The sequence below is a fragment of the Halomonas dongshanensis genome, from assembly GCF_024790395.1.
Taxonomy (GTDB): Bacteria; Pseudomonadota; Gammaproteobacteria; order Pseudomonadales; family Halomonadaceae; genus Vreelandella; species Vreelandella dongshanensis.
Genome location: NZ_JAJISC010000009.1, coordinates 43,629 through 58,837, shown reverse-complemented (window position 1 = coordinate 58,837; position 15,209 = coordinate 43,629). Strand labels below are relative to the sequence as shown.

Annotated in this window: 14 protein-coding genes; 10 read left to right on the top strand and 4 right to left on the bottom strand. The window is 61.3% G+C overall.

The window, feature by feature from the left end; translation table 11 throughout:
* The first annotated feature begins 12 nt into the window (after positions 1-12).
* The 3 genes from LLY24_RS16740 (at position 13) to LLY24_RS16730 (ending at position 4,342) form a co-directional block, all read left to right on the top strand.
* Positions 13-384, top strand: coding sequence for a diacylglycerol kinase (locus tag LLY24_RS16740; protein ID WP_259037454.1), 372 nt, complete (start codon positions 13-15; stop codon positions 382-384).
* A 27-nt stretch (positions 385-411) separates the two neighbouring features.
* On the top strand, positions 412-3,387 hold the full coding sequence (gene glnE, locus LLY24_RS16735) for a bifunctional [glutamate--ammonia ligase]-adenylyl-L-tyrosine phosphorylase/[glutamate--ammonia-ligase] adenylyltransferase (protein ID WP_259037453.1): 2,976 nt from the start codon (positions 412-414) through the stop codon (positions 3,385-3,387).
* A gap of 61 nt (positions 3,388-3,448) precedes the next feature.
* Positions 3,449-4,342 carry an AEC family transporter gene (locus LLY24_RS16730; protein WP_259037452.1) on the top strand — a complete coding sequence of 298 codons (894 nt, stop codon included), beginning with the start codon at positions 3,449-3,451 and terminating at the stop codon, positions 4,340-4,342.
* Positions 4,343-4,364: 22 nt separating this feature from the next.
* Here LLY24_RS16730 and LLY24_RS16725 read toward each other — a convergent pair whose 3' ends face one another.
* Positions 4,365-4,757: a hypothetical protein gene (locus tag LLY24_RS16725; RefSeq protein ID WP_259037451.1), complete on the bottom strand. Its 393-nt coding sequence runs from the start codon at positions 4,755-4,757 to the stop codon at positions 4,365-4,367.
* 174 nt (positions 4,758-4,931) lie between these two features.
* On the opposite strand from LLY24_RS16725, the gene LLY24_RS16720 reads away from it, so the two are divergent.
* The 5 genes from LLY24_RS16720 to LLY24_RS16700 all read left to right on the top strand — a co-directional run bounded on the left by LLY24_RS16720 (position 4,932) and on the right by LLY24_RS16700 (position 9,005).
* Entirely contained in the window at positions 4,932-6,557 is a 1,626-nt protein-coding gene (locus LLY24_RS16720; RefSeq protein ID WP_259037450.1) for a BCCT family transporter, read from the top strand.
* 73 nt (positions 6,558-6,630) lie between these two features.
* Positions 6,631-6,798 (top strand): hypothetical protein, encoded by a 168-nt coding sequence (locus LLY24_RS16715; protein ID WP_259037449.1) that lies wholly within the window; start codon positions 6,631-6,633, stop codon positions 6,796-6,798.
* A 154-nt stretch (positions 6,799-6,952) separates the two neighbouring features.
* Positions 6,953-8,236: an MFS transporter gene (locus tag LLY24_RS16710; protein WP_427854576.1), complete on the top strand. Its 1,284-nt coding sequence runs from the start codon at positions 6,953-6,955 to the stop codon at positions 8,234-8,236.
* A gap of 15 nt (positions 8,237-8,251) precedes the next feature.
* Positions 8,252-8,758 (top strand): retropepsin-like aspartic protease family protein, encoded by a 507-nt coding sequence (locus LLY24_RS16705; protein ID WP_259037447.1) that lies wholly within the window; start codon positions 8,252-8,254, stop codon positions 8,756-8,758.
* Positions 8,759-8,825: 67 nt separating this feature from the next.
* Positions 8,826-9,005 carry a PLDc N-terminal domain-containing protein gene (locus LLY24_RS16700; protein ID WP_259037446.1) on the top strand — a complete coding sequence of 60 codons (180 nt, stop codon included), beginning with the start codon at positions 8,826-8,828 and terminating at the stop codon, positions 9,003-9,005.
* Positions 9,006-9,146: 141 nt separating this feature from the next.
* Here the strand turns inward: LLY24_RS16700 and LLY24_RS16695 are convergent, their stop codons facing one another.
* A complete protein-coding gene (locus tag LLY24_RS16695; protein ID WP_259037445.1) occupies positions 9,147-9,278 on the bottom strand; it encodes a hypothetical protein in 132 nt (43 codons plus the stop codon).
* A gap of 256 nt (positions 9,279-9,534) precedes the next feature.
* On the opposite strand from LLY24_RS16695, the gene LLY24_RS16690 reads away from it, so the two are divergent.
* Both LLY24_RS16690 and LLY24_RS16685 read left to right on the top strand, forming a co-directional pair.
* A complete protein-coding gene (locus tag LLY24_RS16690) occupies positions 9,535-10,293 on the top strand; it encodes a winged helix-turn-helix domain-containing protein (protein WP_259037444.1) in 759 nt (252 codons plus the stop codon).
* A gap of 23 nt (positions 10,294-10,316) precedes the next feature.
* Positions 10,317-11,912: an ATP-binding protein gene (locus tag LLY24_RS16685; protein WP_259037443.1), complete on the top strand. Its 1,596-nt coding sequence runs from the start codon at positions 10,317-10,319 to the stop codon at positions 11,910-11,912.
* Here the strand turns inward: LLY24_RS16685 and LLY24_RS16680 are convergent.
* The gene (locus LLY24_RS16680) at positions 11,875-12,813 is read right to left on the bottom strand and encodes a LysR family transcriptional regulator (RefSeq protein WP_259037442.1); all 939 of its coding nucleotides are present in this window, start codon (positions 12,811-12,813) and stop codon (positions 11,875-11,877) included. The genes LLY24_RS16685 and LLY24_RS16680 overlap by 38 nt on opposite strands.
* Positions 12,814-12,916: 103 nt before the next feature.
* A complete protein-coding gene (gene ppk1, locus LLY24_RS16675; protein WP_259037441.1) occupies positions 12,917-15,109 on the bottom strand; it encodes a polyphosphate kinase 1 in 2,193 nt (730 codons plus the stop codon).
* Between the last annotated feature and the right edge of the window lie 100 nt (positions 15,110-15,209).

Genomic DNA, 15,209 nt, shown 5'->3' with positions numbered 1-15,209 from the left:
CTGAGGCACGCAATGAAACCCGAGCATACCGGCTTTACCCACTTGGCCTACTCGACGCGCTACTCGCTCAAGGGCCTCAAGGCGGCGTTTCGTAACGAAACGGCCTTTCGTCAGGAGGTGGCGCTCACCGCCGTACTGCTGCCGCTGGCGTGGTGGATCGGCGAAGGGCCGATCAGTTGGCTGATGCTGGTCGGCAGCTGCTTTTTCGTGCTGATCGTCGAGCTGCTCAATAGCGCGATCGAGAACGTGGTGGACCGCATCGGCACCGAACACCACGAGCTCTCCGGGCGGGCCAAGGACATTGGCTCGGCGGCGGTCATGCTTTCGCTGATACTCGCCGGGTTGACCTGGGGCCTGCTAGGCTGGCAAAAGTTTTTCGGCTGACCTAAGCGCCCACCAAGGAGAGTCGCCATGCCGTTAATCGACGTACCGTTGCCGTTCACGACGCTGCCAGCGTCGCTCAAGTCGGCGACCGAAAACGCCTGGCAGCGCCTTAGCGAGGCGCTTGAGCAGGCCGACAACGTCGCCTCGATGACCGGCAAGGTGCTGCCTTCGGCGGCGTGGCGAACGCTTTCTGCCGCGCGCCTGGAGGCCTTGGTTCGGGTACTTGCCGTGTCGCGCTTTGCCCTGGATACGCTGGCGCGCTATCCCCAGTGGCTCGAACTGCTCGAAGACCAAGGCGAGCTCGACCAAGCCCCTAGCCGTGACACCCAGGCCGCGTGGCTTGACCAGGCGCTTGCCGACGTCGATGACGACGCCGGGCTTCAGCGCGAACTGCGCCGCTTTCGTCGTGCGCGCATGCTCGGCATCGTCTGGCGCGATATCAACCGCACCGACAAAGCCGAGGCGGGCGGGCGCGAAAGTGGCATGTGGGCAACGGCGGCGGCGGTTTCCGAACTCGCCGAACTCTGCCTCGACGCCGCGCTTGGCTGGATCGAGCGCTCGGTGGCGCCACGCTGGGGGGCGCCCGCGCCGCGCAGCGACGGTACGCCGCAGCGCCTGGTGGTGCTCGGCATGGGCAAGCTGGGCGCCGGTGAGCTCAATCTGTCGTCGGATATCGATCTCATCTTCGCTTATCCGGAAAAGGGCAATACCACGGGCGGGCGCACGGCGCTCGAACATCAGGAGTATTTCACCAAGGTCGGCCAGCGACTGATTGCCGCGCTAGACGCCATGACCGCCGATGGCTTTGCCTTTCGGGTCGACATGCGCCTGCGCCCCTTGGGCGACGGTGGGCCGCTGGTCGGTAGTTTCCAGGCGCTGGCAGGCTACTATCAGGACCAGGGCCGCGAGTGGGAGCGCTATGCCATGCTCAAGGCGCGCCCAGTGGCGGGCGATCTGGAAGCAGGGCGCGAGCTTCTGACCACGCTCAAACCGTTTGTCTATCGGCGCTATCTCGATTTCGGCGCCATCGAGTCGCTGCGCGAACTCAAGGAGATGATCAATCGCGAGGTAAAGCGCAAGGGCATGCAGGGCAACATCAAGCTCGGCCCTGGCGGCATTCGCGAGGTCGAGTTCATCGTTCAGGCGTTTCAGCTGATCCGCGGCGGCCGCGATACCGAGCTTCAGGTCACTTCGCTGCGTCAGGCGCTCGTGCGTCTGCCCGAGCTCGAATTACTGCCGCAAAGCGTCGTGGATGAACTGCTGCCCGACTACGCCTTTCTGCGCGATCTCGAACACGCCCTCCAGGCGCTGGAGGACCGCCAGACCCAGACGCTGCCAGGCGAGCCGCTCGATCAGGCGCGCGTGGCGCTGGCCCTGGATACCTCTGACTGGGCGCAGCTGATGGCCCGGCTAGACGAGGTGCGCGCCCGCGTGCGGCGCCACTTCGATGCGGTGATTGCTGCTCCCGAAGAGGAGGCCCCCGAGCAGGCACAGACGCCACCTGCGCGCTTGGCGCAGTGGCGCTATCTGTGGCGCGGTGAAATGGAGCTCGACGAGGCCGAGCCGCTGTTGCGCGACGCGGGCTTTCCCAACCCCGAGGCCGCCTTCAAACGCATTACCGAGCTTTACCGTTCGCGCGCAGTGCAGGGCATGCAGCGAATCGGCTTCGAGCGTCTGGATGCGCTGATGCCGCTTCTACTCGAAGCAGCCGCCTGCCATCCGGCGCCGGAGGTGGCGCTTACCCGGGTGCAGCCGCTCATCGAGGCGGTGCTACGACGCACCGCCTACTTGGCGCTTCTGCGCGAGAACCCGCAGGCCCTCGAACATCTCATGCGGCTGTGCGAGGCAAGCCCCTGGATTGCGGCGCAGCTGGCGCGCTACCCGATCCTGCTGGACGAGTTGCTGACGCCCGCGTCGCTTTACACCCCGGCCGACCGGCAGCGGCTCGAAGACGAACTGCGCCAAGCGCTCAACCGCCTGCCCGAGGACGACGAAGAGGCACAGCTCGAAGCGCTAAGGGTATTCAAACACGCCCAGACGCTGCACGTGGCGGCCTCGGATATCGCCGGTACGCGCAAGCTGATGAACGTTAGCGACTACCTGACCTACATTGCCGAGGTGGTGCTCGACGCCGTGCTGGCGATGGCGTGGAAGAGCGTGGCGGCCAAGCACGGCGTGCCCGAAGGGCTGGACGCTCGACGCCCCGACTTCTTGATCGTCGGCTACGGCAAGCTTGGCGGTATCGAGCTTGGCTATGGCTCCGATCTTGATCTGGTGTTCTTGCACGATAGTCCGTCGACGGGCGTGACCGACGGCCCTCGGCCGATCGATACGCCGGTGTTTTTCACCCGGCTTGGGCAGCGCATCATTCATCTGCTCACCGCAGTGACGCCTGCGGGTAGCCTCTACGAGGTCGATATGCGCCTGCGCCCCTCGGGGAGCGCGGGTCTCTTGGTGACCTCGCTTAGCGCCTTTGCCGACTACCAGCGCCAGCACGCCTGGACCTGGGAGCATCAGGCGTTGGTACGCGCGCGCGTGGTGGCGGGGAGCGAGCGGCTAGCGCAGACGTTTGCTCGCGTGCGCCACGAAATCCTTACCCGTCCGCGTGAGCGAGGCGCGCTGCGCCAGGACGTGGTGGCGATGCGCCAGAAGATGCGCGACCACCTCGGCGGCAAGGCGCCCAGCGGCGCCTTCGATCTTAAGCACGACGCCGGAGGTGTGGTCGATATCGAGTTTCTCTGCCAATACGCGGTGTTGGCGCTCTCGCACGAGGCGCCCTCCTTGACCACCTACAGCGACAACATGCGCATTCTCGATGCCTTGGCGGCAAGCGGCTATTTACCCGACGACGAGGCCGAGCATTTGCGTAATGCCTATCTGGCTTACCGCCATGCTATCCATCGTGCAGCGCTAACCGGCGAGAAAGCGATGGCGAGTTCGGCGGCGTTCGAGGCCGAGCGCGGCGCCGTCGTGCGACTTTGGCAGCGTTTTCTCGACACATGAGGGCCGTTAGGATCGCTGTGTCCGAACGGTCGTTCCTTGGAGTTTTCGTGCACGCGCCATCATGTTAGCCAGTCTGCTCGGCACCTTGCTGCCGGTGTTTCTCATTTCCGGGTGCGGCGCGCTCTATGGTCGCTTTCGCAAGCCCGATATTCGCAGCCTCAATACGCTCAACATGGAACTGTTCGTGCCGCTGTTGGTGTTCGCCGTGTTGGCAGATCGTCAGGCTCCGCTCGGCGATTACGCTTGGCTTGCCACGGGGGCGGCGCTGGTGGTGCTGGGGTCGGGCGTGGTGCTATGGCCGCTAGTGCGCTGGCTTGGGCTTTCGTCCAAGGTGTTTCTGCCGCCGATGATGTTCAACAACACCGGCAATATGGGTGTGCCGCTGCTGGTGCTGGCCTTTGGGCCCGAGGCGCTACCAGCGGCGGTGGTGGTGTTCATCGTCGAGATGCTGCTGCACTTTTCGGTGGGGCTCTACATGATCGACCCCCGCACCTCGCTTAGGCGATTAATGCGCATGCCGATCGTTGCGGCGAGCTTGACGGGACTTGGCGTTAACGTCACGGGCATTCCGCTGCCAGGCTGGCTGGTCGAGGCCATGCACATGCTGGGCGGGGTGTGCATTCCGCTAATGCTCTTTGCGCTGGGTGTACGCTTATTGGAGATCGACTTCAAAGAGTGGCGCACCGGGCTTCTGGGGGCGCTTCTCTGCCCACTGTCGGGGCTCGTCATTGCGTTGCCGCTTCTGTGGTGGCTGCCGCTCGATACGCTCCAGTCAGCGGTCCTGTTGGTATTCGCTGCGCTGCCTCCGGCAGTGCTCAACTACCTAGTGGCCGAGCAGTACAAGCTCTCGCCACACCGGGTGGCCTCGCTGGTATTGATCGGCAACGTCGGCAGTCTGGTGGTCATGCCGCTGACACTGGCAGCGGCCTTCACCTGGTTACACCCGCCTATTTAGGCTGTTTAGGCTGTGTGGTGGCTTATTTGCGACGGTTGTCGTCCTGTTGCATTTCCTCCGTTTTTACTTCGTAGCTGCCTTCGAGGACATCATGGGGTGAACGTGCGTGCGTGCCGTCGTAGCGGTCGCGGTTATGCGCCGCACCGCCGCCGATATCCTGGGCACGCTCGGCACGCATTTGCTCCATGCGCTTTTTCATCTTGTAGCGCACGAAGGGCATCATGATCAGCCCCAAAAGCAGTAAGAAAACTCCAAGCACCACGCTAATGATCAATAGTGCGCCAAAGATCACCCAGGCAAGCAGCAGCTTGAGCGCACCGGCAAGGCCGGTGGCTTGGGTTTGGGTGGCGCGGGCGCGCCACTGACTGGCGGCTTGCCAAGCTGCGTTTTTGCGTTCCCAGTCGGTATTGGGCATATCGCCTCCAAGTAAACGTCTGCCACTTCGAGTGATGGGCAGGACGGGAGTTCCGAAATTCTATTTACCCGCTAAGGTTAAGTAGGGCAACTATGCAGAAAAAGCGCAGCGATGTTACGATTTTTTACGTATTCGCATCACAAATGCGTTCACTCGATATAACAGGATGGTTATATGACGAATCATGGAGGCAAGACCGTTTTCATCGCCTCGGCGCTGATTATCTTTGCGCTAGTGATGGTGGGAGCGTTTTTTCAAGAAGCGTTTGGCAACGCAGCCGTTGCTGCACTCGAAACCGTTACGCGGGTCTTTGGCTGGTTCTACCTCTTTTCGGTGTTCGGTTTCGTCATCTTTCTGCTCGTGCTCGCTTTCGGTAAGTACGGTAAGGTGCGGCTAGGACCGCAGGACAGCACCCCCAACTACAGCTTTTTCTCCTGGGTCAGTATGTTGCTGGCTGCAGGGTTTGGCGTGGGGCTGGTGTTCTACGGCATGGCCGAGCCCATGCGCCACTACCTCGAACCTCCTTACGGCGACATGCCCGGCGAGACCGAGGCCGCTGCCCGCTACGCCATTCAGTACAGCTACTTCAACTGGGGCATTCATCAGTGGGCCGCGTTCTCGGTGGTGGGGTTGATCATCGCCTACTTTCAGTTCCGTAAGGGTCAGCCTGGTCTGGTCTCCTCAGTGCTCTCTTCGGTGACGGCCAAGTATCCGCGCGTGCGCCCTTACGCCTCCTGGCTTGATGTGTTTGCCGTCGTGGCAACGGTCATGGGGGTTGCGACGTCGCTCGGGCTTGGCGTCTTGCAGATGAACGGTGGCTTGAATGCGGTGTTCGGGATTCCCGAAAACGGCTGGTGGCAGTTCATCATCCTCTTCACCATGTTCTGCGCCTACATGCTATCGACCTGGTCAGGGCTGGATAAAGGCATCCAGCGCCTCTCCAACCTCAATCTGGCGCTGTGTCTGTTCCTCATGGCCTACGTACTGGTGACCGGCCCGACGCTGGTGATCCTCGAGACCATTACCCTTGGTATCGGTGACTACCTGCAGAACTTCATTGGTATGAGCCTGCGCATCGTGCCCTTCCAGGACAACGTCTGGGCCGGTGAGTGGACGCTATTCTACTGGGCTTGGGTCATCGCCTGGTCGCCTTTCGTGGGCACCTTCATTGCCCGCGTTTCGCGTGGTCGTACCATCAAAGAGTACGTTTTTGGCGTACTGGTCGTACCGCCGCTGCTAGCCTGCTTGTGGATTGGCATCTTCGGCGCTACGGCGCTGAATTTCGAGCTCAGCGGAGACAATGTTGGCTTGGCGCAGGCGACCAAGGACAACATTACCGTAGCGCTATTCTCCATGTACGACTTGATGCCGTTCTCGGGCGTTTTGTCGGTGGTTTCGATGATGCTGATCTTCATCTTCCTGGTTACGTCGGCAGACTCTGCTTCTTACATCGTGGCCCAGATGACCGATAACGGTTCGATCAACCCGCCGCTCTACAAGCGCATCATTTGGGGCATGCTGATCGCCGCCATTTGTTTGACGCTTATCGTAGCCGGGGGGCTGACTGGGCTACAATCGGCCGCAGTGCTGTCGGCGCTGCCGTTTACCTTCATCCTCTACTTGATGGTGTTCGTGCTGGTACGCGAGCTACGTGCCGACCGCAAGGCGATGTTGACCCAGCTCTACCGCCGCCACGGTGAAACGCCGGTGGGTGCGGATGCCTTCGAAGCCGAGCATCTGGGTGAGGAGGAGCGCCTGCGCCGCGCACCCAATGTGATCAATCGCCGTATCAATCGCTAGGTGGCGCTTTCGCGCCATCACGAGCAAGGCGCTTAACCAGCAAGGAGCTTAGCGCTATGGAGTGTAGTGTGTGATGGCGCGTCAAGGGCGTCATGGAGCGACGCGAAGACAGCCTAAAACATCCAAAGAGCCAACCTTCGAGCGTTGGCTGGATCGCTGGCTCGATACCGTGGTCACCGTTGCGGTGGTCACGGCGTTGGTGATCGGTATCTCGGCGGTCATCGCCCACTGGGTATTCTAAGTCCTTGGCTACTCGGCGATGGCACTGGCCGTCGCCGACCTGCTAGGCTTGGCGTTTCGCGTACGAACGCCTTTAAGAGAGCCGTAAACGAGCCATGACGGTGACCGCTTCCCAACCTGCCTACGCCTCACGCCGCGAAATATTCGGCTGGGCCATGTTCGACTTCGCCAATCAGGCTTACACCCTGCTGATCATCACCGTGGTGTTCGGCGAGCTTTTCACGACGGTGGTCGTGGGGGATCGCAACGATGGCTTTCGTCTGGCCAATTTCCTCTGGAGCCTGGCGCTGGCTATCAGCTACCTGCTGGTGGTGATTACCGCCCCTTTATGCGGTGCGGTGATGGATTACCGCGCCGAGAAGAAGCGCTTTCTGTTTTTCAGCTATCTGGCCACGGTGTTCACCACGGCAATGCTCTACTTCGTTGCCCCTGGCTATGTGGTGTTGGGGCTTTTGCTCATCGTTATCTCCAACTACGCCTACTCGATGGGGGAGTCCTTCATCGCCGCCTTTTTGCCTGAGCTCGGCCCGCCCGAGTCGCTGGGCAAGATTTCTGGTTTTGGCTGGGCGCTGGGCTACGTGGGCGGGCTCTGTGCGGCAGGCTTCACCTTGGTGGTGTTAGGCGAAGCGACGGCGGAAAACTTCGAGCGTATTCGCTGGGTGGGGCCGTTTGCGGCGGGCTTTTTCCTCTTGGCGGCCATCCCTACCTTCCTTTGGCTTAAGGAGCGGGGCACTCCCACGCCGAGTCAGAAGGGCTACCTCAAGATCGCCAAGGCTCAGCTGTTGGGTACCGCTGCCGAGCTGCGTCACTTCAAGGATCTGACGGTCTTTCTGGTCTCGCTGCTTTTCTCCATGGCGGGGGTCTATATCATCATCGCCTTCGCGTTCATTTATGGCGCTCAGGTGATTGGCTGGGAGGCGGGCGTGCGCAATATCATGTTCGTCATCGTACAGATCACCGCCGCCGCCGGGGCCATCGGCTTTGGTTGGATTCAGGATCGCGTCGGCGCCAAGCGCACCTATCAGGTGACGCTGGGGCTGTGGATTCTGGCGATTCTGGCCATCTGGGCCACGCCCGAGGTGACCGCCTTGGCCAATGCGCGCATGGGCTGGGCATGGCAGGCGCAGTACGTGTTTCTCGTCGTTGGCTGCCTGGCGGGGCTTAGCTTGGGCTCGAGCCAGTCAGCCAGCCGGGCGCTGGTGGGGCTCTTCTCGCCGTTGGCGAAGTCGGCGGAGTTTTTCGGCTTTTGGGGGCTTGCCAACAAGCTTGCCGGGGTCTTCGGTATCGTGGCACTTGGCGTGCTGCAAACGCTCGTTGGGCTACAAGCGTCTATCCTTCTATGCGTAGCGCTCTTTGCGGTGGCCATGGCCATCTGCTGGCGCGTCGACGAACAACGTGGCCGTGCCGCCGCGCTTGCCTGGCGCCAGGAGCGCGCCTAGATGCGGAGGGAGCCGATGAGCAAACAGCGTGGCGGTATCGTGGGAATGGTGGTTTTCTGGGTGCTGCTGATAGGCGCGGGCACTTGGCTGATCGATGGCGGCTTCGACAAGCTCATGAGTCCCAATGCGCATATCGTCAGCGCCTCTCAGGGCGAGCCGATCACGCTAAGGCGCAATCGTTCGGGGCACTATGAGGCGCCGGGCCGGATCAACGGCGAACCCGTCGATTTTCTTCTCGATACCGGCGCTACCTACGTAGCGATTCCCTCGCATATGGCCGAAACGCTTGGGCTCACACCGGGGCGCGTGGCGTGGTTCAACACCGCCAATGGGCGGGTTGAGGGAGCATTGACGCAGCTCGACGAAGTATCACTGGGCGGTATTCGTATTGAGAACGTTCAGGGCTCGCTAAGCCCGGGTATGCACGATGACAAAGTGCTTTTGGGTATGAGTTTTCTCAACCTTCTCGATATCAAGATTCAAGGTGGCGAGATGCGCTTGAGCGTGCCCGACGAAGGTTAAAAGCTTGCGATTTCTTAGCTTTGTGCTTAGCTGAAAGTTCAAGGAAACCAATGCAAAGGAAGTTGTTATGGGTATCGAAGTCGGTGGTTTGTTCGGTCTTATCTGGCTCGTCATCATCATCTGGGCAGTGGTTAAAGTAGCCAAGAGCACGGCAAGCGGCCTTGCCAAGCTCATTTGGATTCTCGTACTGCTGTTCTTCCCGCTGGTCGGTTTAATTGCTTGGCTCTTGTTCGGACCTAAAGGATAGCGAATAAACGCCAAACGCTAACAACGACAAGGCAGGCCCTAGGGCCTGCCTTGTCGTTGACACCTACTCATCAGCCTCTGTCTCCTCTTCACGCGCCCATAAAAAATAGAAGGGGGTGTAAAGAGACTCAGCGATACGCGTTTAGGCTTCGCTATCTTCGGGCGGAGATTTGTAGTGGCCAGGAATTTTCAGCTTTTCGCCATTGGGTAAATCGCGCACCTGAGTAGGCACGTAAACACGTTTGATCACGCTCTTGCCGTTGCTAGTGGTCATGACATTGGTCTCCTGTCACCGTCACCTGTCAGATTGTCGACAGTAAGCGGCACCACAGTAGCGCCGAGCGATATAAGAATCAAGTGGCACTAAGCCCCTGGCGATGAACAACTGGCTATGAAACAGCGTCCAAGCAAAAGAGAAGCGTTCAACGCAGGGTGCCGTGGTGGTTTTGAGGTATCCTCTGTAACATCAGGCCCGGCGGTACTCCAAGGATCGGGCAGGACGATATGGGCTCAAGAGGGGGTTAAACAGGATGGTGGACCACTTGGAACAACAGATTCAGTCGCACGGCACTCAGGACGCCGTGACGCTTGATGCAGCCGACCAGGATCACGTACTGATCATCGAAGACGACCAACGTCTGGCCGAGCTGACTCGCGACTACCTCGAAGCCAACGGTTTTCAGGTGACCTTGGAGGCCGACGGCGCCAAGGGTGTCGATTGTATTCTCACGCTGCAGCCGGACCTGGTCATTTTGGATCTGATGCTGCCAGGGGAGGACGGTTTGGCCATCTGCCGCCGCGTTCGCCCCAACTTTGCTGGCCCGATCATGATGCTTACCGCGCGCACCGATGATCTCGATCAGGTGCTGGGACTCGAAATGGGCGCCGACGACTATGTGCCCAAGCCCGTGCAGCCGCGCGTGCTCCTGGCGCGCATGCGCGCGCTGCTGCGCCGCGCCGAGGGCCCCGCGCCGGATGGCCAGATGCGTTTGAACTTCGACAATCTGGAGATCGACAGTGCCACGCGCGAGGCTTGGCTTTCAGGTGAACGCATCGATCTCACCAGCGCCGAATTCGATCTGCTTTGGCTACTGGCGAGTAACGCCGGGCGCGTGCTAACCCGCGAAGAGATCTTTAGCGATCTGCGTGGTATCAAGTACGACGGTCAGGATCGCTCTATCGACGTACGCGTATCGCGTATTCGTCCCAAGATCGGCGATGACCCCAACCAGCCCCACCGGATCAAGACCGTACGTAGCAAGGGATATCTGTTCGTCAAAGAGTGCTAAAAAGAGAGCGGACACCCTCACCCATGCGACAGATGCTCGGACACGGCGCTTTTTTGCGCTTCTACCTTTTGCTTGGTTTGGCGCTGTTCGCCATCTTTGCCATTGCTCTTGGCGGGCGTAGCTTTCTCGAACAGGTACGCCGCGAAGACTACCGCGAACAGCTCGCGGCGCTTCCCATGTCGCTGATGACCCAGCAGCTTTCAAGCCTTCCCGCCGAGGCGCGCAGCGACCAATTGAGCCGCTTCGCCGAAGAGCTCGACATGTCGTTGATGCTACTGCCCCTCGACGATAGCGATATCGGCTTCTTCTCCCGCGCGCGGCTCGAGCGCGGCAGCCTACTCGTCAGCGAAAGCCCCTGGCAGCTCCAGCAGCGCCTGCCGGGGGAGTCGCTGGTGCTGCGGGCAAGCTTGAGCGAGTGGAGCGAGCGGCAGTGGTTCGCCAGCGTCAAACTGCTCGGCGAGTGCCTGATCGACAAGTCCGCTGAAGAGCGCGCCACTTTTCTTTCCTCATTGCGCCCCGGTAGCTGGCCGGTAGCGCTGCGCCAGAACCTTCCGGATGGCCTCACCGCCGAGCAGCATATGCAGCTCAATCGTAATGAGGTGGTGACGCGGCTGCTTGCTGATCGCCTAGCGGTAGTGCTGCTCTACCGGCTGCCCGACGGCTCGGGCTGGCTCCAAGCTGGCCCTATCACCCGGGGCGATACCCTGCCTGCCAACCTGCATTTGCCGCTGTTGATCGGCTTGATGCTGCTGCTGGCGTTGACCATCTATTTGATCATGCGCTCGATCGAAGGCCGCATGGCGCGTCTGGAGCTGGCGGCCACGCGGATTGCCAGCGGGCGGCTGGAAACGCGGGTGAAGGTTGAGAGTAGCGACTTCCTGGGGCGCCTAGGGCTTGCCTTCAACGGCATGGCGAGCCAGGTACAGAGCCTGTTACGCGGCCAGCAGGAGATGATTCGCGCCGTCTCCCACGAGCTGCGTACCCCGGTGGCGCGGATTCGCTTCGCCGTGCAGATGGTCGAGGACATGACCGATCAGCCCGCGATCCGGCGCCAACTGCAGGGCATCGATGGCGATATCGCCGAGCTTGACGAGCTGGTCGACGAGATTTTGACCTACGCACGCCTGGGCGGTGAGACGATCAACGGTGCCGAGCTCGAAACCGCGCTGATCGAGTGCCGCACGATGGCCGAACGGGTCATCGATACGCTTTCCCCGCTGCACGCCGATCTTACGCTTGAACTGCTGCCGAGCCCCGAAATCGAGCTGCTCGCCGAGCCGCGCCATCTGCAGCGGGCACTACAAAACCTAGTCAGCAACGCCTGCCGTTACGGCAAGTCACGGGTTCAGATTCAACTGGTCGACGAGCCGCATCTGGTGCGGATCGACGTCGAGGATGACGGGCCGGGCGTGCCGCCGGAGTCGCGTAACTATATCTTCAAACCCTTCTCGCGCCTCGATGACAGTCGGGCGCGTAGCTCCGGTGGCTATGGCCTGGGGCTCTCCATCGTGCATAAAATCATGGCAGCCCACGGTGGCAGCGTCACCGTCGACCGTAGCCCAAGCCTTGGTGGAGCGCGCTTTACGCTGCTGATTCCCCGTCGTGAGTCGCAGGTTTGATACCCGAAAGCACGGCAAAGGAAGTCTCCTGCGCGGTGCGTAGAAAATCCTGCATCCAGGTGGTATCGCGGGTCTCCTGGCGGATGGCAGCGTAGAGCGTACTCCAGATGCCGTTTTCACCGAGTTTGACGGCGCTAACGTAGTCGCGCTCCAGATACTCGGTCAGCGCCCAGTTGGGCAGGGCGCAAACGCCGCGGCCGCTGGCGACCAGCTGCATCATCATGATGGTCAGCTCAGCGGTGCGGATTTCTTGAGGGTAGACGTTGGCCGGGTTGAGAAACTGGGTAAAAACGTCCAGTCGGGTCTGCTCTACCGGGTAGGTGATCAGCGTTTGGTCGGCAAGGGCGTCGGGGGTAACGAAGGCGCGCTTGGCGAAAGGATGCTGTTTGGCCACGGCGAGCAGTCCCTCGTAGCGAAAGAGCGGCGCGTAGTGAATGCCGTCCAGTGGCTGCGGATCGGCGGTGATGACCAAATCGAGCTGCTCGCGCGCGAGTCCCTGCAGCGGGTCGAAATGGTGCCCGCTTGGAATGTCGATCTCGATCTCCGGCCAGTGATTACGAAAGTAGTCGACCGTGGGCATCAGCCACTGAAAGCAGCTGTGGCACTCGATGGCCATGTGCAGCCGCCCCTGCTCGGCGCCGGAAAGGCGGGCCAAATCGCGCTCGGCGCGGCGCACCTCGGGCAGGATCTGATCGGCCAGCGCCAGTAGGCGCATGCCCGCACGGGTGAACGACACCGGACGGGTCTTGCGCAGAAACAGCGCATTGCCCACGCGCCCCTCCAGATCTTTCAACTGGTGCGACAGCGCCGACTGGGTGAGATGAACGCGCTCGGCGGCTTCGACCAGCGAGCCGGTTTCGCGTAGGGCGATGAGCGTGCGGAGGTGGCGAAGTTCGATCATGAGAGCGCTCACTCGAAAAGACAAAAGCGCCGCGCTAAGGCGAGGCGCCCTCATCATGACAGTTTTTCAGCGCTTTCTCACCCAGGCTTCGTCCCAGAGGCACTCAGGCTTTCGAGGCGTAGGCGTAAAGCATCGTCTCTTGGGCGCTGATGGGATCGCTGCCGCCGGGGTCCTGCTGGCGATAGCGGCCGTCGGGCTGCAAAAGCCAGCTCTGGCAGTTGTCCACCAGGTAGGTTTCCAAGTCCTTGCGCACGCGGGTGGCGAGCTTCTTATCGAGCAGCGGGAAGCAGGTCTCGACGCGATGAAACATGTTGCGCGACATGAAGTCGGCACTTGAGCACCAGGTCTCGGATTTACCCAGATTGTGGAAGTGAAACACGCGGGTGTGCTCGAGAAAGCGGCCGATGATCGAGCGTACGCGAATGTTCTCGGAAACGCCCGCTATCCCTGGCTTCAAACAGCACATGCCGCGAATGATCAGGTCGCACTCCACGCCCGCCTGAGAGGCGCGGTAGAGCGCTTTGATCAGCTTGGGCTCGGTTAGCGAATTGCACTTGATGATGATGTGGCCGCGCTTGCCTAGGCGGGCGTGCTGCGCTTCACGCTCGATCATCTCTAGCAAGCGTTCGTGCAGGGTGAAGGGGGCGTGGAGCAGAGTATCGATCTTGCGCGCCCGGCCCATGCCCGACAGCTGCTGGAAGACGCGATGGACGTCGGCGCAGAGCTGCGGATTGGCGGTCAGCAAGCTGTAGTCGGTGTAGAGCTTGGCGGTCTTGGCGTGATAGTTGCCGGTGCCAAGGTGCGCGTAGTGGCGAAGCTCACGGCCTTCGCGCCGCACGATGTGAAGCATCTTGGCGTGGGTCTTGTAGGCCATGATGCCGTAGATGACGATGGCTCCGGCCTCCTGCAGGCGCGAGGCGAGCTGCAGGTTGTCGGCTTCGTCGAAGCGCGCGCGCAGCTCGATCACCACGGTCACCTCTTTGCCGTGGCTGGCGGCATCGACCAGGGCGTTGACGATCGACGACTCCGCGCCAGTACGATAGAGCGTTTGCTTGATCGCTAGCACGTTAGGGTCGCGCGCTGCTTCACGGAGTAACTCCTCGATAGGCGCAAAGGACTGGAAGGGGTGGTGCAGCAGAATGTCGTGCTTGGCGACGGCTTTGAACAAACTGCCTCCGTTGAGCGCCTTGGGCACGCCCGGCGTGAAGGGGCGATAGAAGAGCTCAGGACGGTCGACGTCGCCCAGAATGGCCATCAAACGCGTCAGGTTGACCGGACCCTGAACGCGATAGAGATCATCCGCTTCCAAGTGGAACTGGCGCAGCAGGAAGTCGGCGAGTACGGAAGGGCAGTTGTCGGCCACCTCCAAGCGTACGCCGCTGCCGTAGCGGCGCGCCAATAGCTCGCCGCGTAGCGCCGAGGCCAGGTCGGACACCTCGTCGGGGTCGACGGTCATGTCGGCGTTGCGCGTCAGGCGAAACTGGTAGCAGCCCAGCACGCGCATGCCGGGGAAGAGTTCGTCGGCGTAGGCGTGAATCAGCGAGGAGAGAAAGACGTACTCGGTGAAGTCCTCCTCGCAGAGCTCCTTTGGCAGCGCCATGAGGCGTGGCAGCGAGCGCGGCGCGGGCAGAATCGCCATGCCCCCGGCGCGCCCGAAGGCGTCCTTGCCTTCGAGCTCGACGATGAAGTTCAAGCTCTTGTTGACCAGACGTGGAAACGGATGCGAAGGGTCGAGGCCAATGGGGCTAATGACCGGCATGATCTCGCTGTCGAAAAAGGCGTGGGCCCATTCGCGCTGGGCCGCCGTCCACTGATCGCGGCGGCGAAAGCGCAGGCCTTGGGCGTCGAGCAGCGGCAGCAGCTGGTCGTTGAGAATCTGGTATTGGCGGGCAACGAGCTCGTGGGCGGCTAACGAGATCTCTGCCAGCACCGCCTTGGGCAGGCGTCCATCGGCACCGGTGGTATCGTCGCCGAGCGCGATCTGGTGCTTGAGCCCGGCCACGCGTATCTCGAAGAACTCGTCCATGTTGGAGGAGAAGATCAGCAAGAACATTAGCCGATTGAGCAACGGGTGCGCGTCGTCCAGCGCCTGTTCAAGCACGCGAATATTGAACTGCAGGTGGGAGAGCTCGCGGTTGAAGTAGAGCTGCGGGTCGTCGAGGTTGGTCTCAAGCGGTGTCTCACGCGCCTGAACGCCGGTCGGCGTGCGGTTGATCCGCAGCGGCAGAGCGTCGATGTCGTTGAAGGCGCCTTCTAGTGATGCCGCAGGCGGCGCATTCGGCTCGACGTTGTCCATGGCAATTCCCCTCGTAGGCGTGCGGGCGCGGCCTCGTCTTAGCGTAGCCCATCCAGATAGCCCATTGGCGTAATACTGAGAAGTATGCCGAAAGAATATG